This window comes from Streptomyces sp. NPDC053541, from assembly GCF_044544705.1.
Lineage (GTDB): Bacteria > Actinomycetota > Actinomycetes > Streptomycetales > Streptomycetaceae > Streptomyces.
Map to the genome: position 1 here is coordinate 39597 of NZ_JBITXM010000011.1, position 23140 is coordinate 62736.

General features: G+C 74.8%; 18 protein-coding genes. 14 read left to right on the forward strand and 4 right to left on the reverse strand.

The features are described from left to right. The first annotated feature begins 257 nt into the window (after window positions 1-257). Genes ACIGW2_RS26845 through ACIGW2_RS26865 form a run of 5 tightly spaced genes read left to right on the forward strand, consistent with a single transcriptional unit; the run spans window position 258 to window position 5403 of the window. The gene (locus ACIGW2_RS26845; RefSeq protein WP_399846576.1) at window positions 258-1577 is read left to right on the forward strand and encodes a type III polyketide synthase; all 1320 of its coding nucleotides are present in this window, start codon (window positions 258-260) and stop codon (window positions 1575-1577) included. Continuing rightward, entirely contained in the window at window positions 1574-2797 is a 1224-nt protein-coding gene (locus ACIGW2_RS26850; protein ID WP_361582097.1) for a cytochrome P450, read from the forward strand. Before ACIGW2_RS26845 ends, ACIGW2_RS26850 begins: the two co-directional genes overlap by 4 nt. A 16-nt stretch (window positions 2798-2813) precedes the next feature. Next, window positions 2814-3371, forward strand: a complete 558-nt coding sequence (locus ACIGW2_RS26855; protein WP_391655370.1) for a cupin domain-containing protein — start codon at window positions 2814-2816, stop codon at window positions 3369-3371. Then, entirely contained in the window at window positions 3368-4579 is a 1212-nt protein-coding gene (locus tag ACIGW2_RS26860; protein WP_399846579.1) for a cytochrome P450, read from the forward strand. The genes ACIGW2_RS26855 and ACIGW2_RS26860 overlap by 4 nt, the downstream gene beginning before the upstream one ends. Before the next feature lie 41 nt (window positions 4580-4620). Then, window positions 4621-5403: a GNAT family N-acetyltransferase gene (locus ACIGW2_RS26865; protein ID WP_391655372.1), complete on the forward strand. Its 783-nt coding sequence runs from the start codon at window positions 4621-4623 to the stop codon at window positions 5401-5403. A gap of 32 nt (window positions 5404-5435) precedes the next feature. Here ACIGW2_RS26865 and ACIGW2_RS26870 read toward each other — a convergent pair whose 3' ends face one another. After that, complete coding sequence (locus ACIGW2_RS26870) at window positions 5436-6266, reverse strand: pentapeptide repeat-containing protein (RefSeq protein ID WP_361582085.1); 831 nt, start codon at window positions 6264-6266, stop codon at window positions 5436-5438. Window positions 6267-6372: 106 nt separating this feature from the next. On the opposite strand from ACIGW2_RS26870, the gene ACIGW2_RS26875 reads away from it, so the two are divergent. Next, complete coding sequence (locus ACIGW2_RS26875; RefSeq protein ID WP_391655373.1) at window positions 6373-7893, forward strand: alpha/beta fold hydrolase; 1521 nt, start codon at window positions 6373-6375, stop codon at window positions 7891-7893. Here ACIGW2_RS26875 and ACIGW2_RS26880 read toward each other — a convergent pair whose 3' ends face one another. After that, window positions 7894-9561: an acyl-CoA synthetase gene (locus ACIGW2_RS26880; protein WP_391655374.1), complete on the reverse strand. Its 1668-nt coding sequence runs from the start codon at window positions 9559-9561 to the stop codon at window positions 7894-7896. 165 nt (window positions 9562-9726) lie between these two features. Here ACIGW2_RS26880 and ACIGW2_RS26885 point away from each other — a divergent pair, with 165 nt between their 5' ends. The 8 genes from ACIGW2_RS26885 (at window position 9727) to ACIGW2_RS26920 (ending at window position 18442) form a co-directional block, all read left to right on the forward strand. After that, window positions 9727-10530: a crotonase/enoyl-CoA hydratase family protein gene (locus ACIGW2_RS26885; protein ID WP_399846581.1), complete on the forward strand. Its 804-nt coding sequence runs from the start codon at window positions 9727-9729 to the stop codon at window positions 10528-10530. Between the two features lie 46 nt (window positions 10531-10576). Next, window positions 10577-11542, forward strand: coding sequence for a Zn-ribbon domain-containing OB-fold protein (locus ACIGW2_RS26890; protein WP_399846582.1), 966 nt, complete (start codon window positions 10577-10579; stop codon window positions 11540-11542). Continuing rightward, window positions 11539-12615, forward strand: a complete 1077-nt coding sequence (locus ACIGW2_RS26895) for a thiolase domain-containing protein (protein WP_399846584.1) — start codon at window positions 11539-11541, stop codon at window positions 12613-12615. The genes ACIGW2_RS26890 and ACIGW2_RS26895 overlap by 4 nt, the downstream gene beginning before the upstream one ends. Further along, a complete protein-coding gene (locus tag ACIGW2_RS26900) occupies window positions 12608-13774 on the forward strand; it encodes a thiolase domain-containing protein (protein WP_399846585.1) in 1167 nt (388 codons plus the stop codon). Before ACIGW2_RS26895 ends, ACIGW2_RS26900 begins: the two co-directional genes overlap by 8 nt. A gap of 173 nt (window positions 13775-13947) precedes the next feature. Next, the gene (locus ACIGW2_RS26905; RefSeq protein WP_391655585.1) at window positions 13948-14160 is read left to right on the forward strand and encodes a DUF397 domain-containing protein; all 213 of its coding nucleotides are present in this window, start codon (window positions 13948-13950) and stop codon (window positions 14158-14160) included. A gap of 207 nt (window positions 14161-14367) precedes the next feature. Beyond that, window positions 14368-17490, forward strand: a complete 3123-nt coding sequence (locus ACIGW2_RS26910; protein ID WP_391655378.1) for an ATP-binding protein — start codon at window positions 14368-14370, stop codon at window positions 17488-17490. 64 nt (window positions 17491-17554) lie between these two features. Continuing rightward, window positions 17555-18055 carry a hypothetical protein gene (locus tag ACIGW2_RS26915; RefSeq protein ID WP_309054113.1) on the forward strand — a complete coding sequence of 167 codons (501 nt, stop codon included), beginning with the start codon at window positions 17555-17557 and terminating at the stop codon, window positions 18053-18055. 18 nt (window positions 18056-18073) lie between these two features. Further along, on the forward strand, window positions 18074-18442 hold the full coding sequence (locus ACIGW2_RS26920; RefSeq protein WP_356070932.1) for an RNA-binding S4 domain-containing protein: 369 nt from the start codon (window positions 18074-18076) through the stop codon (window positions 18440-18442). A 60-nt stretch (window positions 18443-18502) separates the two neighbouring features. On the opposite strand, the gene ACIGW2_RS26925 is transcribed toward ACIGW2_RS26920, so the two are convergent. Both ACIGW2_RS26925 and ACIGW2_RS26930 read right to left on the reverse strand, forming a co-directional pair. Beyond that, window positions 18503-20722: a germacradienol/geosmin synthase gene (locus ACIGW2_RS26925; RefSeq protein ID WP_399846587.1), complete on the reverse strand. Its 2220-nt coding sequence runs from the start codon at window positions 20720-20722 to the stop codon at window positions 18503-18505. Window positions 20723-20892: 170 nt separating this feature from the next. Next, window positions 20893-22836 (reverse strand): N-acetylmuramoyl-L-alanine amidase, encoded by a 1944-nt coding sequence (locus ACIGW2_RS26930; protein WP_399846588.1) that lies wholly within the window; start codon window positions 22834-22836, stop codon window positions 20893-20895. Between the last annotated feature and the right edge of the window lie 304 nt (window positions 22837-23140).

A 23140-nucleotide genomic window follows, 5' to 3' on the forward strand; every position in this document is an offset into this window, starting at 1 on the left:
GGATCAGTAAAACCGGCCACACCCCGGACTTGGCAAGGGGTCGGCCCGGATTTTCCGCGCTCGCCCGTCCGGCGGCCCGCCCGACCTCGCACCCGGAGGCCTTTCCGCAGGTCACGCCTCTCCGGGGAAGATCACACATTCGGGTGCGATTGCCCCCGGGAGTGCAGGAACGGTGCTGCGCGGGGCACAACGGACCCGAAGATGATGCCCGTCCGGCTTCCCCTCCCACCCCCGGACGAAATGGAACCACCACCACCATGCCTGTCCTGTGCCGTCCCGCCGTCGCCGTGCCCGAACACGTCATCACCCAGGAGGAGACCCTCGACCTGGCCCGCAGGCTCCACGCGGACCACCCGTCGCTCCCGCTCGTCCTCCGGCTGATCCGCAACACGGGCGTGGCCCGACGGCACCTGGTGCGGCCCATCGAGGAGACCCTCGCCCACCCCGGCTTCGAGGCCCGCAACGCGCGCTACGAGGCCGAGGCCAAGGCCCGGGTGCCCGCCGTCGTCGCCGAGGCCCTCGGCCACGCCGGGCTCGGACCGCGCGACATCGACCTCATCGTCTACGTCTCCTGCACGGGCTTCATGATGCCCTCGCTCACCGCCTGGATGATCAACAACCTGGGCTTCCGCGCGGACACCCGCCAGCTCCCCGTCGCCCAGCTCGGCTGCGCCGCCGGCGGCGCGGCGATCAACCGCGCCCACGACTTCTGCCTCGCCTACCCCGGCGCCAACGTCCTCGTCGTCGCCTGCGAGTTCTGCTCGCTGTGCTACCAGCCCACCGACCTCGGCGTCGGCAACCTGCTCTCCAACGGGCTCTTCGGCGACGCCGTCGCCGCCGCCGTCGTCCGCGGCTCCGGCGACGGCGCGTGCGACGGCGACGCGCACGGTACCGGCGCCGCCACCGGCATCCGCCTGGAGCGCAACGGCTCCCACCTCGTCCCCGGCACCGAGGACTGGATCGCCTACCGGGTCCGCGAGACCGGCTTCCACTTCATGCTCGACAAGCGCGTCCCCGGCACCATGGAACAGCTCGGCCCCGCCCTCGTCGACCTCGCCGCCCGGCACGGCCGCGACGCCGCGCGCCAGGACTTCTACCTCGTGCACGCCGGCGGGCCCCGCATCCTCGACGACCTCGGCAAGCAACTGGGCCTGCCCCCCGAGGTCTTCCGCTTCAGCCGGGCCACCCTCACCGAGTACGGCAACATCGCCAGCGCCGTCGTCCTCGACGCGCTGCGCCGGCTCTTCGAGGAGGGCGGGCCCGCCCCCGGCGCCACCGGGATCCTGGCCGGCTTCGGCCCCGGCATCACCGCCGAGATCTCCCTCGGCAGCTGGACCGGCCCGCGGCACGACGACCCGGCCCGGCACACCGCCGGCGCCCACCACACCCCGGCCGCCGGCCCCACGGGCCCCGACCCCGACCCCGCCGGACCCGGCCCCCTCGGTGCCGGCCCGCTCGACCCCGTACCCCAGGAGCCCCCGGTGCACCCGGCTTCCCCGGCGTCCCCCCTGCTCCCCGCGCCCTCCTGTCCCGACCACGACATCCCTGTCCCCACGACCGCGGCGGTGGCCCGATGACGACGACCACGACCCCCCACACCAGCGACGAGCCCCACGTGCACTTCTGGGCCGTCCCCGACCTCACCGGACTCGAATTCGACCCGCTCCTCGCCAAACTGCTCCACGAGGACCCCGTCAGCCGGGTGCGCCTCCCGCACGGCGAGGGCCACGCCTGGCTCGTCACCCGCTACGAGGACGTCAAATTCGTCTCCGTCGACCCCAGGTTCAGCCGCCAGGCCGTCTACGGACGTTCCATCACCCGGCTCGCCCCCCACTTCATCCCCATGGAGGGCGCCGTCGGCTTCGCCGACCCGCCGGACCACACCCGGATGCGCCGGGTCGTCGCCCGCGCCTTCAGCGCCCGCGCCCTGCGCTCCCTGCGCGACCACGCCCAGGAGGTCATGGACCGGCTCCTCGACCGGCTCGAACGGCACGGCCCGCCCGCCGACCTCATGGAACTGGTCAACCGGCCCTTCCCGCTCGCCATGGTCAGCGAGCTCATGGGCGTCCCCGAGGGCGACCAGCCGCTCATGGCCCAGTGGTCCGACACCATCATCTCCGCCGGCGCCGGCCGCGAGGCCAGCGAACGCGCCAAGGCCGAGATGGCCCGCTACTTCACCGAACTCATCGGCCGCAGCCACGGCACCGGCCAGGAGTTCCTCGCCGCCGTCCTCGCCGACGCGATCGACGAGGGCACCCTCGACGAGCAGGAGGCCGTCGGCCTCGCCGTCCTCATCCAGATCGGCGGCGCCCACGCCGTCCGCAACAACAGCGCCAACATGGTCTACGCGCTGCTCACCCACCCCGAGCACCTCGCCCGGCTGCGCGCCGAGCCCGCCCTGCTCCCGCAGGCCGTCGACGAACTCCTGCGCTACATCCCGCACCGCAACGCCGTCGGACTCTCCCGGATCGCCCTGGAGGACGTCGAGGTCGGCGGCGTCACCATCCCCGCCGGCGACCCCGTCTACGTCTCCTACCTCACCGCCAACCGCGACCCCGACGTCTTCCCCGAGCCCGAACGGCTCGACTTCGACCGCGGCTACAACCCGCACGTCGCCTTCGGCCACGGCCCGCACTACTGCCCCGGCTCCGCGCTCGCCCGCATCGAGTCCGAGATCCTCCTCGACACCCTGTGGACCCGCTTCCCCGACCTGCGGCTCGCCGTCCCCGAGGAGGACATCCGCTGGCAGCGCGGCGCCCTCATCCGCGGCCCCGAGACCCTGCCCGTCACCTGGTGAGAGGAAGCCTCCCGCGATGACCCCCAGCGGCCTCGTCGTGCCCCCCGGAGAGGGCCGGACCCTCGCCACCCCGGCCCAGCACGTCACCTTCAAGGTCACCGGCGAACACACCCGCACCGCCTCCACCTTCGAGGTGGTCGTCCCGCCCGGCTTCGACGTCGGCGCCCACACCCACGGGCGCGCCGAGGAGCTCTTCTACCTCCTCGACGGAGAACTGGAGGTGCTCGCCTTCGAACCCGAGGTGCGCACCGCCGACAGCTGGCGCGGCTGGCGCTCCGCCGACGGCCGGCGCGCCGTCCGGGCCACCCCCGGCACCCTCATGCTGGTGCCGCCCGGCTGCCCGCACGCCTTCGCCAACGTCGGCGACCGCCCCGCCCGGATGCTCTTCCAGGTGGCCCCGCCCACCTACCACGAGACCTACTTCGAGGAGCTCATGGAGATCCTCGCCGCCGCCGACGGCGGCGAGGTCGACCACGCCGCCATCGCGGCACTCCGCGTCCGCTACGACATCGAGCAGATCACCCCGCTCCGGCACGACGCCGGAGCCCGGCCGGAGGCCGCGCCCGCGCCATGACCCACGACCCGCACCACGGCCCGGTCGTCCACGACTGGGCCGTGGTCCCGCTGCGCGGCACCGACTTCGACCCGCTGCCGCACCGCCTGCTCCACCAGGAACCCGTCGCCCGCGTCCGCCTCCCGTACGGCGAGGGCCACGCCTGGCTCGTCACCCGCTACGAGGACGTCAAACTGGTCGCCGCCGACCCCCGGATGAGCCGCGCGCTCACCGTCGGACGGCCGCTGCCCAGCACCACCCCGCACACCCTCGCCCCGGCCGGCGGCGTCGGCCGCGCCGACCCGCCCGAGCACACCCGGCTGCGCAAGCTCGTCGCCCCCGCCTTCGGCCGCCGCCGCGTCGCCGCCCTGCGCGAGCACACCGCACGGCGCGCCGAGCGCGCCGTCCGCGACCTCCTGGAGAGCGGCCCGCCCGCCGACGTCGCCGAGCGGTACGTCGGCCCGCTGTCCGCCGCGGTCGTCGCCGAACTCCTCGGCGTGCCCGCCGCCGACCTCGACCGCGTCCAGGCCTGGCGCGCCGGACTGCTCTCCCACGACACCACGGCCGACGCCGGCGAGGCCGTCAAGAAGGAGATCGCCGGCTACTTCGCCGACCTCGCCCGGCATCGCGCCGAGCACCCCGCCGACGACCTGATCAGCGAACTCGCCGCGGCCCGCGCCGCCGGCGGGGTCAGCACCGCCGAACTCGTCTCCCTCGCCGTGATGCTCACCCTCAACGGCCTCGACGCCGTCCGCAACATCGTCTCCACCATGGTGTACGTGCTGCTCACCCACCCCGAGCAGACCGCCAAGCTGCGCGCCGAACCCGCCGGACTGCCCCGGGCCGTCGACGAACTCCTGCGCTACGTCCCCCAGCGCAACGGCGCCGGCCTGCCCCGGATCGCCACCGCCGACCTGGAGGTCGGCGGGGTCACCATCCGGGCCGGCGAGGCCGTCCACGTCTTCTACCCGGCCGCCAACCGCGACCCCGCCGTCTTCCCCGACCCCGATCGGCTCGACCTCACCCGCGAGGGCGCCCCGCACCTCGCCTTCGGGCACGGCGCCCACTACTGCGCCGGCGCCCAGCTCGCCCGCATGGAGGCCGAGGTCATGCTCGGCACCCTGCTCGCCGCACTGCCGGGCCTCGCGCTCGCCGTGCCGCCCGAGCGGATCGCCTGGCGCACCGGCACCGTCAACCGCGGCCCGCAGGCCCTGCCGGTCACCTGGTAAACCGGTGGCGCCCCACCCCCGCCCGGTGCTGGGGTGGGGCCATGGACCTCGACCTCACCGCCCTGCGCACCCTGCACGACCAGCAGCTCCGCCGCGACGCCCGGCCCGACGGGCCCGGCGCCCGGGTGGAGCGGGACGGCCCCGTCGTCCGCCAGACCGGACCCGCGCACGGCTGGAACGGCGTGCTCTGGTCCGCGCTCCGTGCCGAGGACGCCGACGCCGCCGTCGCCGCGCAGATCCGGCACTTCCGCGCCGCCGGCCACGGCTTCGAATGGAAGCTCTACGCCCACGACACGCCCGCCGACCTCGGCGACCGGCTCCTCGCCGCCGGTTTCGTCCCCGACGAGCCGGAGACCGTCATGGTCGCCGAGGCCGCCGCCGTCTCCGCGCCCGTGCCCCTGCCCGAGGGCGTGGAACTGCGCGAGGTCACCGACGAGGAAGGGGTGCGGATGGTGGTCCAGGTGCACGACCGGGCCTTCGGCGGCGACTCCTCCCACCTCGGCCGGCGCCTGCTCGACCAGCTCGCCGGCGCCCCCGGCACCGTCGCCGCCGTCCTCGCCCTCGCCCACGGCGAACCGGTCAGCGCCGCCCGCCTGGAACTCCCGCCCGGCAGTGACTTCGCCGGACTGTACGGCGGCGGCACCGTCGTACCCTGGCGCGGCAAGGGCCTCTACCGCGCCCTGGTCGCCCACCGCGCGCGCGTCGCCGCCGCCCACGGCCGCCGCTGGGTCCAGGTCGACGCCGCCGACACCAGCCGCCCGATCCTCGCCCGCCTCGGCTTCGCCGAACTCACGCGGACCACCCCGTACGCGTACGAGATCTGAGTCCCGTACGGGATCCGGGCTCCGTACGGGACTCAGCGCGTCCAGTGCGCGGGGCGCTCGAAGCCCTCCGGCAGGCGGGTAGCGGCGTCGCCGCGCGCCGCGTTCAGCTGGGGCTGGGTGAGGAACAGCGCCCCCGTGAGGTCCGCGCCCGACAGGTCGGCGTCCCGCAGGTCCGCACCGATCAGATCGGCCAGCGACAGGTCCGCGCCGGTCAGGTCGGCCGCGATCAGCAGCGCCCCGCGCAGGTCCGCGCCGCGCAGCCGCGCCCCGCGCAGTCGCTTGCCGATCAGGTCCGCGCCCCGCCGGTCCTGGGGCTTCCCGCCGGCCGCGGCGCGCACCAGGGCGCTGCTCTTCAGGAGCAGCGGGTTCACCTCGGCGCGCACGGGGCCGACGTCCAGCTTCTCCAGGTCGGCCGCTTCCGCCCCGGTCAGGGCGGTGACCCGGGCCAGCGCCCGGTCCAGCTCGGCGTGCAGCGGGCGGGTGGCGGCCAGGGCGCGGGCCTCGGTGAGGTAGCGCAGCAGCTCGTACAGTTGGCGCACCACCGGGAACACCTCGTACATCTGCCGCGCGGTCTCCGGCGCCTCGCGCCAGGACACGCCGCCGTACACCACCTGGGAGACGTGCTGGCCGGCGCCGAAGCAGTCGTAGACCGTGCAGCCGGGGAAGCCGGAGTCGCGCAGCCGGGTGTGGATCCCGCAGCGGAAGTCGTCCCTCAGGTTGCGGCAGGGCTCGCCGGAGGCCTTGTTCACGGCGAAGTCGTTCGACCGGGCGAAGGGCAGGGCCACGCAGCACAGCCCGAAGCAGTTCGCGCAGTCACCGCGCAGCTCGTCGTGGTGGAGTGCGGCCGGGCGGGTCTGGGACACGGTGGGAACGGTTCCTTCGCAGGTGGGACGGACGACCCCCCACGGTATCGCGCCCTCGGCGAAACCCGGTTGTCGCACCCGGCGCCCGCCGACCATGATCGGCGCCATGCCGCACTTCACGACGTACGACGGAACCCGCCTCGCCTACCGGACCCTGGGCACGGGGGAACCCCTCCTCGTGCTGCCCGGCGGGCCGATGCGCGACGCGGACTACCTCGGCGACCTCGGCGGGCTGTCCGCCCACCGCGCCCTGATCGTCCTCGACCAGCGCGGCGTCGGCGCCAGTGAGGCGCCGGCCGACCCGGCGAGCTACCGCTGCGACCGGCAGGTCGCCGACGTCGAGGCGCTCCGCGCCCACCTGGGCCTCGACCGGATCGACCTGCTCGGGCACTCGGCCGGCGCCGCCCTCGCCACCCTCTACGCCGCCGCGCACCCCGACCGGATCCGCTCCCTGACCCTCGTCACCGGCGGCACCCGGGCCGTCGGCATCGAGATCTCCGACGCCGAGTGGGACGCCGCCGCCGAGGTCTTCGCGGACCGGGACTGGTACCCGGCGGCGCGGGCCGCCCTGGAGACCATCGGCCCCGACACCCCGCTGCCCGAGCAGGCGGAGATCACGATGCCCTTCGCGTACGGACGCTGGGACGGGGCCGCCCGCGCCCACGCGGCCGGCGCCGCCACCCAGATGAACTGGGCGGCGGCGAGCGCCTACTACGCCCCCGGCGCCTTCGACCCCGAGGCCACCCGGGCCGCGCTGCGCGGCCTCACCGCGCCCGTCCTCGTCCTCGCCGGCGGGTACGACCCGGGCCCGAGCCCGGCCAGGGCCGCCGAGCTCGCCGCCTGCTTCCCGCACGCCGAGCTCGTCGTCCAGCCCGGCGCCGGCCACTTCCCGTGGGTCGACGACGCGGGCGCCTTCGTCCGCGCGGTCGCCGCCTTCCTCGACCCGGACGTGCGCACCGTCACCGTCGACGGGGTGCGGCTCGCCTACCGGGTCAGCGGCCCCGAGGACGCCCCTCCGGTGGTCCTGGTGCACGGCCGCGGCGAGAACAGCACCGACTGGAGCGGGATCGCGGCCGAGCTGTCCGCCGACCGGCGGGTGTACGCCGTCGACCTGCGCGGCCACGGACTCAGCGACCACCCGGGGCACTACGGCTTCGACGTCTTCCGGGACGAGCTGAGCGGCTTCGTCAAGGCGCTCGGCCTGGTCCGCCCCGCCGTCGTCGGGCACTCGATGGGCGGTGCGGCGGTCTGTCTGCTCGCCCAGAGCGAGCCGGAGCTGATGGACCGGATCGTCCTGGAGGAGCCCCCGGTCTTCTTCCCGCTCGACCCGCCGCGCGGCCCCGCGGAGCGCCCGGACGGGCCGCTCGGCTTCGACTGGGCGGTGGTCCCGGCGACCGACGCCCAGCTGAACGAGCCCGACCCGGCCTGGCGCGCCGGCCTGCCGGAGATCTCCCGCCCCACCCTGATCGTCGGCGGCGGCCGGAGCAGCCATCTGCCGCAGGAGCACCTGAGCTGGATGGCCGAGGAGATCCAGGACGCCTGGCTGGTCACCATCAAGGCCGGGCACCTCGTGCACGCGCAGCGGCCGCAGCGGTTCCTGGCGGAGCTGCGGGAGTTCGGCGTCTGATCAGCCGCCGGAGCCCGGTGCCGCCTGGGTGCCGGGGGCCCCGGCACCGGACCCGGCCGCCTCCGTCGCCACCGAGCGGGCCCAGCGGTAGTCCGCCTTGCCGCTGGGGGAGCGCTGGATCGTGTCGGTGAGCACCAGCTGGCGCGGCACCTTGTAGCCGGCGAGCCGGGTGCGGCAGTGGTCCTGGACGGCCGCCAGGTCCAGCGGCGCGGCGCCGTCGCGGAGCTGGACGACGGCCGCCACGTGGTGGCCCCAGGTCGCGTCGGGCACGCCGGCGACCAGCGCGTCGTACACGTCGGGGTGGGACTTCAGCGCCTGCTCGACCTCCTCCGGATAGACCTTCTCGCCGCCGGTGTTGATGCACTGCGAGCCGCGCCCGAGGACGGTGACGACGCCCTCCTCGTCCACCGTGGCCATGTCGCCGAGCAGCACCCAGCGCTCCCCGCCCTTGTGGAAGAAGGTCTCGGCGGTCTTCGCGGGGTCGTTGTAGTAGCCGAGCGGGACGTGGCCGCGCTGCGCGAGCCGGCCGACCGCGCCGACCGGGACCGGTTCGTGGGTGGCCGGGTCGACCACCCGGGTGCGCTCGTTGACGTGCAGCCGGAAGCCCCGGTCCGGGCCGGAGTCGTCGGTGGCCCGTCCGTTCGAACCGGACTCGGAGGAGCCGAAGTTGTTGAGCAGCAGCACGTGCGGCGCGAGCGCCCGGAACTGGTCGCGGACGGTGTCCGACATGATCGCGCCGGAGGAGGAGAGGCTGAACAGCGAGGACAGGTCGGTGCCCCGGAGCGGTCCGTGCAGCGCGTCGACCAGGGGGCGCAGCATCGCGTCGCCGACCAGGGAGACGCTGGACACCTTCTCCTTCTCGATGGTGCGCAGCACCTCCTCGGGCACGTACTTGCGGTGCACCACCACCCGCTGCCCGTAGTGGAAGGCGATGAAGGAGGTGAGCGTGGAGGTGCCGTGCATCAGCGGGGGAGTGGGGAAGAAGGTGAGCCCCGCGCCGCCCGCCGCGACCCGCTCGGCCAGCTCCTCGGGCCGCTTGACCGGCTCGCCGCTCGGGTCACCGCCGAACAGGCCCGCGAAGAACAGGTCCTCCTGGCGCCACATCACGCCCTTGGGCATGCCGGTGGTGCCGCCGGTGTAGATGATGAAGAGGTCGTCGGGCGAGCGCGGCGGGAAGCCGCGGTCCGGCGAGCCGGCCGCCTCCGCCGCGGTGAACTCCACGCAGTCCAGGGCGGGCGCGTCCGCGGCGGGGGTCCCCACCCGCACGAGGTGCCGCAGCTTCTCCGTCTGCGGCAGCGCGTCCGCGACCCGTCCGGTGAACTCGGCGTCGAAGACGAGCGCGGCCAGGTCGGCGTCGCGGTAGAGGTAGACCAGTTCCTCCGCCACGTAACGGTAGTTGACGTTGACCGGCACCAGCCGGGCCTTGAGGCAGGCGATGACGGTCTGGAGGTACTCGACGCCGTTGTACAGGTGCAGCCCGAGGTGCTCGCCGGGCCGCAGCCCGGAGTCGATCAGGTGGTGGGCCAGCCGGTTGGCGGCGGCGTCCAGTCCGGCGTAGGTGAGCCGGCGCTCGGCGCCGGTGCCGGGGTGGTCGACGTACACCAGCGCCTCGCGGTCCGGAACCACGTCGACGACCGATTCGAACAGGTCGGCAAGGTTGTACTCCACCGTTCCTCCTGATCCTGGCGCGCCAGCGACTGGTCGGTCATTAGAGCGCCGATGGGAAGAGGTGGGAAGGGCCCGCGCAGAAGAATCTGACTAGGTGTCAGAAAACTATTGAAGTGGTCCGGCGACTCCTGCAACCTGTTCCGGAAACGGAGACGGGAGACGTCCATGGCTGGCACCGAACACCTCACCGTGCGGCGCGAGGGCGCCACACTCGTCCTCACCCTCAACCGGCCCGAGGCGAAGAACGCGCTCTCGCTTCCGATGCTCGTCGGCCTCCACGACGGCTGGCTGGAGGCCGACGCCGACGACACCGTCCGCTCCGTCGTCCTCACCGGCGCCGGCGGCAGCTTCTGCGCCGGCATGGACCTCAAGGCCCTCGCCGGCGACGGCATGGCGGGCGGCGAGCACTACCGCGAGCGCCTGAAGGCCGACCCCGACCTGCACTGGAAGGCCATGCTCCGCCACCACCGCCCGCGCAAGCCGGTCATCGCCGCCGTCGAGGGCCCCTGCGTCGCCGGCGGCACCGAGATCCTCCAGGGCACCGACATCCGGGTGGCCGGCGCCTCCGCCACCTTCGGCCTCTTCGAGGTCCGCCGCGGCCTCTTCCCGATCGGCGGCTCCACCGTCCGGCTGCCCCGCCAGATCCCCCGCACCCACGCCCTCGAAATGCTCCTCACCGGCCGCCCGTACACGGCCGAGGAAGCCGCCCGCATCGGACTCGTCGGCCGCGTCGTGCCCGACGGCACGGCACTGGAGGCGGCGCTGGAGACCGCGGAACGCATCAACGCCTGCGGGCCGCTCGCCGTCGAGGCCGTCAAGGCCTCCGTCTACGAGACCGCCGGGATGACCGAGGAGGACGGCCTCGCGGCCGAACTGAAGCGCGGCTGGCCCGTCTTCGCGACGGCGGACGCGAAGGAGGGCGCTAAGGCCTTCGCCGAGAAGCGGACCCCGGTCTACCGGCGGCAGTGACCGGACCCGCCCGGAAGCCCCCCTCCACCCACGAAGGAGCCGCCCCATGACCACCACCCCGGAAACCCTCCGCGCCCCCCTGGTCGTCGAGTTCCCCTTCACCCGGTCCCTCGGCCCCGTCCAGTCCGCCTTCCTCACCGGACTGCGCGAGCGCACCCTGCTCGGCGTGCGCACCGAGGCCGGCCGCGTCCTCGTGCCCCCCGTCGAGTACGACCCCGAGACCGCCGCCGAACTGCGCGAGCTCGTCGCGCTCGAACCCACCGGCACCGTGACCACCTGGGCCTGGAACCCCGAACCCCGCCCCGGCCAGCCGCTCGACACCCCCTTCGCCTGGGTCCTGGTCCGCCCCGACGGCGCCGACACCGCCCTGCTCCACGCCCTCGACGCACCCGGCCCCGGGGCCGTCCGCACCGGCATGCGGGTCCGGATCCGCTGGGCCGCGGAGCGGCACGGCGCCATCACCGACATCGCCTGCTTCGAACCGGACGACGGCACGCCCCGGGAGCGCCCGCCCCGCCCCCACGACGGCGTCTTCGAGGACCCCGTCACCGGCATCGTCGCCCCGGCCCGGCTCGACTACACCTACACGCCCGGGCGCGCCCAGAGCGCCTGGCTCCGGTCCCTCACCGAACGCCGCACCGTCGGCGAACGCTGTCCCTCCTGCGCCAAGGTGTACGTGCCGCCCCGCGGCGCCTGCCCCACCTGCGGGGTCGCCACCACCGAACGCGTCGAGGTCGGCCCGCGCGGCACGGTCACCACCTTCTGCATCGTCAACATCAAGGCCGCGCACACGGCGAATCTCGACATCGAGGTCCCCTACGTCTACGCCCACATCGCCCTCGACGGCGCCGGCCTCGCCCTGCACGGCCGGATCGGCGGCATCCCCTACGACCAGGTCCGGATGGGCCTGCGGGTCGAACCCGTCTGGACCGCCGGCGGCCGCTACCCCGACCACTACCGGCCCAGCGGCGAGCCGGACGCCGACTACGACACGTACAAGGAGCTGTTGTGAGCGCTGCCCGCCCCGGCCGGGAGGTGGCGATCGTCGCCTTCGCCCAGACCGCCCACACCCGGCGCACCGACGAACTCTCCGAGGTCGAACTGCTCATGCCCGTCCTCCACGACGTGCTGCGGCAGACCGGCCTGAGGACCTCCGACATCGGCTTCACCTGCTCCGGCTCCTCCGACTACCTCGCCGGCCGCCCCTTCTCCTTCACCATGGCCCTCGACGGCGTCGGCGCCTGGCCCCCGATCTCCGAGTCCCACGTCGAGACGGACGGCGCCTGGGCGCTGTACGAGGCCTGGGTGAAGCTGCTCACCGGCCAGGCCGACACGGCCCTCGTCTACGGCTACGGCAAGTCCTCGCCCGGCTCCGTGCGCGACGTCCTCACCCGCCAGCTCGACCCCTACTACCTCGCCCCGCTCTGGCCCGACTCCGTCTCCCTCGCCGCGCTCCAGGCCCAGGCCCTCGTCGACGCCGGCCACACCGACGAACCCGCGCTCGCCGCCATCGCCGCCCGCAGCCGCGAGGACGCCCGGGCCAACCCGCACGCCCAGCTGCGCGGCGCCCGCCCCCAGGGCGACTACACCGTCCGGCCGCTGCGCACCGGCGACTGCCCGCCGATCGGCGACGGCGCCGCCGCCGTGATCCTCGCCGCCGGCGACCGGGCCCGCGAACTGTGCGCCCGGCCCGCCTGGATCACCGGCATGGACCACCGCGTCGAGGCCCACGCGCTCGGCGTCCGCGACCTCACCGACTCGCCGTCCACCCGGCTCGCCGCCGAACGCGCCGGCGCCTTCGACCCGGCCGCCCGCCCCGTCGACACCGCCGAACTCCACGCCCCCTTCAGCTCCCAGGAGGTCGTGCTGCGCAGGGCCCTCCGCCTCGGCGACGACGTCCGGGTCAACCCCTCCGGCGGCGCGCTCGCCGCCAACCCCGTGATGGCCGCCGGCCTGATCCGGCTCGGCGAGGCCGCCGCCCGGATCCACCGCGGCGAGTCCGACCGCGCCCTCGCCCACGCGACCTCCGGCCCCTGCCTCCAGCAGAACCTGGTCGCCGTCCTGGAAGGAGAAGCCCGTGGCTGAGGAGCCCGTGGCGGTCGTCGGCATCGGCCAGACCAAGCACGTCGCCGCCCGCAGGGACGTCTCGATCGCCGGACTCGTCCGCGAGGCCGCCGTCCGCGCCCTGGCGGACGCCGAGCTCACCTGGGCCGACGTCGACGCCGTCGTCATCGGCAAGGCCCCCGACTTCTTCGAGGGCGTCATGATGCCGGAGCTCTACCTCGCCGACGCCCTCGGCGCGGTCGGCAAACCCATGCTCCGGGTCCACACCGCCGGCTCCGTCGGCGGCTCCACCGCCCTGGTCGCCGCCAACCTGGTCGCCGCCCGGGTGCACCGCACCGTCCTCACCCTCGCCTTCGAGAAGCAGTCCGAGTCCAACGCCATGTGGGGGCTCTCGCTGCCCGTGCCCTTCCAGCAGCCGCTGCTCGCCGGCGCCGGCGGCTTCTTCGCCCCGCACGTGCGCGCCTACATGCGCCGCACCGGCGCCCCCGACACCATCGGCTCCCTCGTCGCGTACAAGGACCGCCGCAACGCCCTGAAGAACCCCTACGCCCACCTCCACGAGCACGACATCACCCTGGAGAAGGTGCTGGCGTCCCCGATGCTGTGGGACCCCATCCGCTACTCCGAGACCTGCCCGTCCTCCGACGGCGCCTGCGCCATGGTCCTCACCGACCGGGCGGGCGCGGCCCGTTCGCCCCGCCCGCCGGCCTGGGTGCTCGGCGGGGCGATGCGCAGCGAACCGACCCTCTTCGCCGGCAAGGACTTCGTCTCCCCGCGGGCCGGCCGGGACTGCGCCGCCGACGTCTACCGGCAGGCCGGGATCACCGACCCGCGCCGCCAGATCGACGCCGTCGAGATGTACGTGCCCTTCTCCTGGTACGAGCCGATGTGGCTGGAGAACCTGGGCTTCGCCGAGGAGAGCGAGGGCTGGAAGCTGACCGAGGCCGGCGTCACCGAACTCACCGGCGACCTGCCGGTGAACCCCTCGGGCGGGGTGCTGTCCACCAACCCCATCGGCGCCTCCGGCATGATCCGCTTCGCCGAGGCCGCCCTCCAGGTGCGCGGCCTGGCCGGCGAGCACCAGGTCGACGGCGCCCGCACGGCCCTCGGCCACGCGTACGGCGGCGGCGCGCAGTTCTTCTCCATGTGGCTGGTCGGCGACCGGCCGCCCGGCGTCTGAGGGGTGTCGGCGGTCAGGGCCGCTCGCTACGCTGAGCCCCGGACCCGCCGCACGGAGTGACGTGCGACGGAGGCGAGAGGAGCACGGACGTGGCGGACAGCACCCTCACCGGCCCCGGCCCCGGCCCCGGCACCCAGCCCGGCCGCACCCCGCACGGCCCGGCCCGGCGCGGGCTGACGGGGCAGGACCTGCCGGAGCTCGATCTGGCCGGGGCGGAGTGGCGCTCCGGCAGCGACGGGGTGGGCGACGTGCAGATCGCGTTCGTCGAGGGCTTCATCGCCATGCGCAACGGGCGCCGGCCCGAGGCGCCGTCGATCGTGTTCACCCCGGCCGAGTGGCGGGCGTTCGTGGTGAACGCGCGCGAGGGCGAGTTCGATCTGACGTGACGTGACGTCACCGGACCTGACCTGACCGAGTCGTACGAAAGCGGCCGGAAGCGGAGGCGCTCGGCCGTGTGGTGGCCGGATTCGCGCATCCGCCACAATCCGGCCCCCTGACGGCGCATCCCCGCGTACGCTGGGGCTTTGACGGGGCCACGGCCTCCGACGCACCCCCTGTGCGCCGGGCGTGCGCCCCCGGCGTGGGGGTGGACGATGGCAGCACACACCGGCGGACCGGCCGGCCGGGGCTTCGGCCTCTTCGAGCGCGACGCGGAACTCGCGGCGGCGGAGGAGGCGTTGAACCTGCTCGTCGGGTACGACGCCGAACCCGGGGCGCCCGGGCCCGCGGTGCCCGGCTTCCTGCCCGGCGTGCCCGGAACCGGCGGCGTGGTGCGCCCCGTCGAGCGTCCCGACCGCGTCCCCCGGCCCCGGCACGCCTTCCCGCCCATGCTCCGCCTGGTCAAGGGCGCGCACGGCACCGACCCCGCCGCCCTCGGCCCGGCCGGTTCCGCCGCCGACCGGGAACCCGGCCTCCCGCCCGGCCCGGCCACCCGCGCCGTGCGCCGCGGCGGCGTCCTCGCCTACGCCGCGCCCGCCGGACTCGGCAAGACCACCCTGCTCGCCGAGATCCGCCGGCGCGCCGCCGCCAAGGGCTGCACCGTGCTCTCCGCCCGCGGCGGCGACCAGGAGCAGCGGGTCGCCTTCCACGTCGCCCGCCAGCTCCTCCAGCCCCAACTGGCCGCCGCCTCGCCCTTCGAGCTCCGTGAACGTCTCGGCAGCTGGTACGACATCGTCGGCCCGGCCCTCGGCCTGTGCACCGCCGCCGACGGCGCCCCGCCGGACCCGCAGGGCCTGCGCGACGGACTCGACTGGGTGCTCACCCACCTCGCCGTGCGCCGCGCCCCGCTCGTCGTCTTCCTCGACGACGCGCACTGGGCCGACCCCGAGTCCCTGAGCTGGCTCTCCGCGTTCTCGCCGCGTGCCGAGGAACTGCCCATGCTCCTCGTCGTCGCCTACCGGCCCGACGAACTCCCCGAGACCGGCGAGGAGTTCACCGGCCGCCGGTCCGGGCAGCGCCCGCTCGGCCTGGAACCGCTCACCTCCGAGGCCATCGCCCGCCTGGTCCGCGACCGGGTCGGCGCCCACGCCGACGACGCCTTCTGCCAGGAGTTCTGGGAGGTCACCGCCGGCAACCCCTTCGAGGCCGTCGAGCTCGCCGCCCGCATCCGCGACCACGGCGTCGAGCCCACCGCCGACCGGGCCCACGCCGTGCGCGACCTCGCCGCCGCCGTCAAGGGCAGCGGGCTGATCGCCCAGATCGAGCGCCTCGGCCCCGCCACCGTCCGCCTCGCCTGGGCCTGCGCCGTCCTCGGCACCGAGATCTCCCCGCAGCTCGCCGGGGCCGTCGCCGGACTCGGCGGCGAGGACGTCGCCCGCGGCGCCGGCCTGCTGCGCGCCGCCCGCGTGCTCGCCGAACCGGTGGACGAGGAGTCCGACACCCTCGAATTCGTCCACCCGCTGATCGCCTCCGCCGTCTACGACGCCATCCCGGCCGCCACCCGCGTCGCCCTGCACGGCCAGGCCGCCTGGTGCGTCGTCGACGCCGGCCTCGGCTCCACCGCCGCGGCCCGCCACCTCGTCGAGACCCACCCCGAGGGCGACCCGTGGGTCGTGCAGCACCTGCGCGCCGCCGCCCAGGAGACCCTGCGGGCCGGCGCGCCCGACACCGCCCGCCGCTATCTCGCACGCGCGCTGCGCGAACCCCCGGACTACGACGAGCGCGCCGCCGTGCTGTACGAACTCGGCTGCGCCTCGCTGCTCACCGAACCCGCCACCACCGTCAACCACCTGCGCGCCGCCCTGGAGGAGCCGGTCTCGGACCCCGCCCTGCGGCACGGCATCGTCTACCGCCTGGCCCAGGTCCTCGCCCACAGCGACCGCCTCGTCGAGGCCTCCGAGCTGCTGGAACGCGAGTCCCGGCAGCCCACCACCGACGCCCGCAGCCGGCTGCGGATGCAGGCCGAGAAGTTCCTGTGGGACGCCCTGCGCGCCGACGAACCGGAGGCGCCCGCCCGCTCCCGGCGCCTCGCCACCCTCGCCGACCGGCTCTCCGGCCGCGACCTCACCGAGCGCTACATCATCGGCCTGCGCGCCTGGGACGCCACCCTGCGCGCCGAACCGGCCACCGTGGCCCTCCGGCACGCCGAGCGCGCCCTCGAAGGCGGCCTCACCTGGGCCGACGAGAGCCGCAACTTCGAGGTCCCGGTCCTCGTCGCCCTGCTGCACCTCTACGCCGACCGGCCCGGCCGGGCCGAGGAGCTGTTCGCCGCCGGCACCGCCGAGTTCGAGCGGCAGGGCTGGCGCGGTGCCCACCTCGCCTTCGCGTACACCCTCATCGGCTACATCCGCTTCCGGCGCGGCCGGCTCATGGAGGCCGAGGACTTCGCCCGCGCCGGACTCCGCCTCGCCGAGCGCGTCGGCGCCCGCACCCCGGCGCTCTGGTACGCCACCGGCGTCATGATCGAGATCCTGCTGGCCCGCGGCCGCACGGACGAGGCCGAGCGGGTGGCCCGCGACCACGACTTCGGCGACCCCTTCCCCAACGCCGTCACCATCCCCGACTGCGAGACCGTGCACGCCGAGCTGCTGCTCGCCACCGGCCGCACCGAGGAGGCCCTCGGCGCGCTGTCCGCCGTCGGCCAGCGGCTCGACCCGCGCGGCAAGCGCAACCCGTCCTGCTGCCCCTGGCAGCTCCACCTCGCCCTCGCCCAGGCGCCGACCTCCCCGGCCCGGGCGCTGGCCACCGCCCAGGAGGCCGTCACCCGCGCCCGGCAGTACGGCGCGCCCTCCGCGATCGGCCAGGCGCTCCGGGTGACCGCCGAGGTCTCCCAGGGCGCCGAGCGGATCAAGCTCCTGGAGGAGTCCGTCGACTGGCTCGACCAGTCACCGGCCGCCTACGAGCTGGCCCGCTCCCTGGTCGCCCTCGGCGCGGCGCTGCGCCGCACCGAGCGCCACGCGGAGGCGGCCGAGCACCTCTACCGGGGCCTGGAGACCGCACAGACGTGCGGCGCCGACGGCCTCGTCGAGGAGGCCAGGGCCGAGCTCGCCGCCGCCGGACTGCGCCCCCGCGCGCTGCACACCACGGACACCGACACGCTCACCGCCCGTGAGCGGGCCGCCGCCGAGGCCACCCTCGCCGGCCGGGACCCGGCCGTGGCCCTCGGCGTCGACCGCACCACCGCCGTGCGGCTGCTGTCCGCCGTCTATCGCAAGCTCGGCACCGACCGGGCCGGACTGGAGGGCGCGCTGAGCGCCCGGGCCACCACCACCCCGTGAACCCGGCCCCTGGAGCCCGGCCCCGGCGCGCCGCACGGTGCGCCGGGGCACGTACCATGGCGGTATGTCCTTCCTCCGCCGCCGCAGCGCCGCCACACCCGCGGGCCCGGACTTCGACGTCCTGGCCATGGACCCCGGGGACTGGCCCGGCAATCTCGGCGCCGGTCTGCTCCCGGCCCCCGACGGCAGCTGCCAGGGCGTGTTCCTGCGCTACGACCTGTTCGGCGGCCGCGGCCCCGCGATGATCATCGGCAATCTGCCGGAGGGCTCGCCGGCCCGCGAGCTCGCCGAGGGCCAGATCCCCTTCGAGGTCGCCCAGCTCCTCGCCGCCCTCGAGAACGACGAGCCGGTCGAGGTCCTCGACACCGAGGACGTCCCGGTCATGCAGGGCGACAACCTGCTGATCGTGCGCCGCCTCAAGCTCTCCGAGAGCCGCATCTCCTGCGTGCAGTTCGACCGCAGCGACAACGTCCTGGTCACCATCGCCAGTTGGGACCGGCCCATCACCGACGACCTGTACGCGCTGCTCAAGCCGCTGCCCGCCGAGCTGTTCCAGCAGGGCTGACCGGGAGGGCGGGGGCCGATGAGCGGCGTGCGCGTCGACAGCTGGATCTGGGCCGTGCGGCTCACCAAGACCCGTTCCCAGGCCGCCGCGGCCTGCCGCGCCGGCCACGTCAAGGTCAACGGCGAGCGGGCGAAGCCCGCCCAGGCCGTCAAGCCCGGCGACGAGGTACGGGTCTTCCACGGCGGCCGGCAGCGGATCGTCGAGGTGAAGCAGCTGCTCACCAAGCGGGTCGGGCCCCCGGCCGCCGCCGAGGCCTACGTGGACAACAGCCCGCCCCCGCCGCCCCGCGAGCACGTCGCCGTGGCCGCCGTCCGCGACCGCGGCGCCGGCCGCCCCACCAAGCGCGACCGCCGCGAACTCGACCGGCTCCGCGGCCTCCAGGGCTGAGACCGCCCGGGACCCGGTACGGGCCGCCCCCGGAACACTCCGGAGGCGGCCCGCCGCGTCTCATCCCGCGGGCGCCCCGGCCGACGCCCCCGCCGGCGGGCCGAACAGCGTCGCGATCCGCGTCGACGCGGTGCCGAGCCCCTGCGGGCCGCGCCGCGCCAGGGTCGTACCGGCGCCGGAGCGCACGTCGTCCGCACCGTAGCGGCGCACCGAGCGGTGCCAGTGCAGCACCGCCGCCAGCCAGTCCTCCAGCTCCCGCAGATACGCCTCGAAGGCCGCCCGGCCGGCCGCGTCGAGCCCGAAGTCGGCGTACAGGAGCGGCACTTCGTGCTTCTTCACGTGCTCGTACTGGCTCAGCCGGCCGCGCATCAGATCGTCCACCATGCGCATCGCGGTCGGGTAGTCGCAGCCGAAGAAGGTCTGCACGACGAGGACCAGGTTGTGCAACTCGCCCTCGACCTCGATCTCCTTCTGGTACGAGAACAGGTCGTTGATCATCGCCCCGTAGTCCATCACCGAGCCCTCCAGGGCCCGCACGGTGCCGGTGCGGAAGATCTCCGGCGGCAGCGCGTCGGGCTGCCGCAGCCGGGCCATCAGCATGGTCAGCTGGGAGCCGAAGGTGGCGCGCCGCATCTCGATGTAGTCGACCGGATCGGGCACCCGGTGCTGGGCCACGTTGTGCAGCTCCCACAGCCAGCTGTCCAGCATCACCTCCAGGGCCTCGCGCAGCCGCGCCCGGGCGGCCTCCTCCATCGGGGCGGCGGTGCGCGCCCACAGGTCGGCCAGCGAGCGCTCCAGCGCGTTGTCCGGCGCGCCGGACGCGTCGGCCGGGCCGGGGGAGGCGAGCAGGGCCTTGAGGCGGTCCGTCTGCAGCCGGGCCCCGGTCAGGTTGCGCGGCCGGCCGAAGACGATCGGGTAGTAGTCGTCCGCGTAGGTGCCCCAGGTCAGCCAGCCGGTGGCGAGGTCCAGCTCCTCCTCGGTGGCGTCCGGGTCGATCCCGGCCGCGCACAGGGCCAGGTCGAAGCCGTCCATCATCCGCCGGTCCCAGATGTCCTCGAACAGGCCCATCCGCTGCGCCCACTCCTCCGAGCGGCGCTTGGCGGCGGCGTGGTGCGGGCTGAGCGTCAGCGGATAGGGCAGGTCGAAGTCGGGCAGCAGCGAGGGCCCCACCCGCTGGTGCGGCACGTGGGTGAGGGCGCGGGCCCGGCCGCGGGCCGGACGCCCGATCACGTTGCGGATGTCGAAGGCGGAGGTCCCGAGCCCGGCGTTCGGCGAACCGCCGCTCACCAGGCCCTCGTTCATGTAGCGGCTGGACCGCATGTGCCACTCGTGTCCGCCGGACTGCCAGTCCTGGAGGCCCTTGGTGTACGCGGCGATCGCCGCCGCCTCGGCCGGGCCGAGGCCCTGCTCCAGACAGAGCGCCGGGATCTCGGTGAGCGCCGTGTTCTCGAACTGCTGGAGCCGAGAGGTCAGCAGGTCGTTGACGGCGTCGGCGGCCTCCTGGGTCGTGCAGCCGAGGAAGGTCTCCAGGACCAGGACGCCGTTGCTGTTCTCGCCCTCGTCCTCGACCTCCCGCTGGTACGAGAAGAGGTCGTTGCGCAGGTGCACCGCGTCCGAGAAGGCGTCCCGCAGCACCCGCAACGGGCGGGAGTGCGCGACTTGTTCGGGCACCTCCGCGCCCGCCGCGTACTCGACGAGCCCGGCCGACCAGGGCGCTCCGCCCACCTTGCGGCGCATCTCGACGTACTCGACCGGGTTGGCGATCCGGCCCTCGTTGATGTTGTCGAGCTCCCACAGCGACTCGTAGAGCAGGTGCTCGGTGGCCTCGGCGAACCGGATCCGCCAGGCCTCGGACATCGCCGGCACGGTGCGCCGCCACAGGTCGGCGAGGCCCGCCTCCACCGGGTTGGTGGGCTCGGGCATCCCGGCGGCCGGGTCGGCCGGCATGAACAGCGGCAGTCGGTCCAGATAGGCCTTGCCGGCCGGGCGGTTCTGGGTGCGCTTGAAGACCTCCAGGAAGTGGTCGTCGAAGAAGAAGACCCATGTGTACCAGTCGGTCACCAGGGACAGCGCCTCCGCGTCGCAGTCCGGGTGGGTGTAGGAGCACAGCAGCGCGTAGTCGTGCGCCTGGAGGTCCGCCTCCTCCCAGATCCCGGAGCCCTCCAGCATCCCCATCTCCCGGGCCCAGGCGCAGGTGTGCGCCCGGGCCACCTCCAGATGGGGATTGAGCCGTGCCGGATACGGGACATAGAAATCCGGCAGAACGAAGGGCTGAGCCATGCCTGGGAGGCCTTTCAATGAGCGTCGGGCGGTCTTCCGGCCGAGCCCTACCCCCCGGTCACCGGCCCCACGCGAGCCCCGGAATAGTCGTACGAACGGCAGGGGGTGCCGGTCGGACCGCGCCCCGTCGCACGGCCCGCCGGCACCCGACGCTTTTCGGCCGCCCTCCCTCAGCCTTGGGAAACGCGCACGTCAGCGGCCTTCACAAAGGCCACCCGATGGCCGAACTGGATCTGGTAGTACTCCTCCTGCCCCCGCACCACCCGGTGCCCCGAGGTGTCGAACGTGGGAGCGAAGAGGTACTCGCCCGGGGTGCGGCCCCCGACCACGTACCGCTGGCCCGCGAGCAGCGCGTACGGCAGCGGCGACACCGCCTGCACCGGGACCCCCGCCGGATAGGCCGAGGCCTCCGGATAGGCCCGCCCGTACACCGGCACCGACGCCCGGCCCTCCTTCGGCGTCAGGACCAGCCCCCGCGCGCTCACCGCCGTCGGCCCGTCCTGCGGATTGTGGAACCACGCCTTCTGACCCAGGTACCAGATCGCCGTCCAGTCGCCCCGCCGCTCCGCCACCGCGAAGCTCTGGCCGGTCGAGGCCCGCGCCCCGGTGTCGTTCACCCCCGTCGTCGAGTCCTGCCCGCCCGGCCGCAGCCCGATGTCCTTCACCAGCGGCGCGTCGGCGCTCGGCGCGGTGTGCAGGCGCACCGCCCCGCTCCCGTGCGGCGCGCACGCCTGCCCGGCCGTCACGCAGCCCGTGTACACCGGCCGGTTGGTCGCGTAGTCCGGGCGGATGGTCACCACCCCCGCGTCCGGGCCGGCGCTCGGCGTGAGCGGCCGGCCGAGCAGCCGGAAGTAGTGCGCCCAGTCCCAGTACGGCCCCGGATCCGTGTGCATCCCCTTGATGCTCGACGTCACCGTCCCCGGCACGTTGTCGTGCCCGAGGATGTGCTGCCGGTCCAGCGGGATGCCGAAACGCTGCGCCAGATAGCGCACCAGACGCGCCGACGAGCGGTACATCGCCTCCGTGTACCAGGAGTCCGGCGAGGTCAGGAAGCCCTCGTGCTCCAGCCCCACCGACTTGGCGTTCACGAACCAGTTGCCCGCGTGCCAGCCCACGTCCTTCAGCGCCAGGTGCTGCGCCACGTGCCCGTCCGAGGAGCGCAGCGAGTACTGCCAGGACACGTAGGTCGGGTCCTGCACCAGCCGCAGCGTGGTGTCCCAGTCCGCCTCGGTGTCGTGGATCACGATGTAGTCCACCGACTGCGAGACCGGCCGGTCCGCCTTGTCGTGGTTGCCGTAGTCGCCGTCCCCGAACTCCTCGTACGGCGCCGGCACCCACGCGCACGGCAGCGACGGCGGGCACTCCACCGGGCCCCGCGGCACCGTCCGCAGCCCCAGGTCCGCCAGCTGCCCGGTGTCCGGGACCACCGCCGGATCGGCCGCCAGGGTCACCCGCTGCCCCGCGTCCGTGGTCCGCGACTCCCCGGTGCGGATCAGCTCGAAGACCTCGTCCGCGAACGCCGCCGCCGTCGCCGAGTCGTCCGCGCCCGAGTAGCGCGCCACCGCCCCGTACCAGTCGGCCGGGTCCGCGCTCGCCGGCCGGCCCGCCGCCCGCTGCGCCTCCGCGAGCAGCGCCGCGCCGCCCTCGATGTTCGCCGCGGTGTCCGTGCGCAGCTCCGCCGCCGGGCGGCCGGACAGCTCCGCCGCCCGCTCCAGCGTGCGCAGCCGGGCCGGCGGCTCGCCCGACCGGGCCGACCGCTCCGCCGCGCCCTCGCCGGTCCGGGGCGCGCGGGCGTCGTCGCCGCGCGCGTCCTCCGTACCGTCCGCGTGGTGCCCCGCACCGGCCAGTGCCGTCACCACGTCCGTCAGGTGCATCGGACCGTAGCCGCCGGTCACGCTCGGCGCGCCGCCGTGCGCGTCCCACCGCGACTCCAGGTACGACACGGCGAGCAGCACGCTCTGCGGTACGCGCTGCCGCTCGGCCGCCACCGCGAACTGACGTTGCAGCGCGTCCGGTTCGGGGTCGTCGGCGGTGGCCGCCGCGGGCGCCTGGACGAGCAGGGGGAGGAGCAGGACGAGGGGGGCGGCACGTCTGAGGGACGCGGAACGGAGCAAGGCAGCCTCCAGCGACAGGGGGGAACGGGGGCGTGCGGTACCGAACCCGTACAGGGGTAGCGGCTCCCGGACGCCCCGTCAATCACCCCTCCCGCTCCGCGATTTCCCGAGGTCAGAGCGGCAACCGGCGGCACGCCGCCGAGTTTCGCGCGGGCGGTCCGCCCGCCTGCGGCGCGTCACCGGCGTAGACCAATGGGGCCACCGCGCCGAACACGCGGGACGCCCGGGAAAACAGATGCGCCGCGCCCCGGTGTGTCGGCACCGGGCGCGCGGCGCGCCACCCCCGTACTGCGTCGGACCGCCA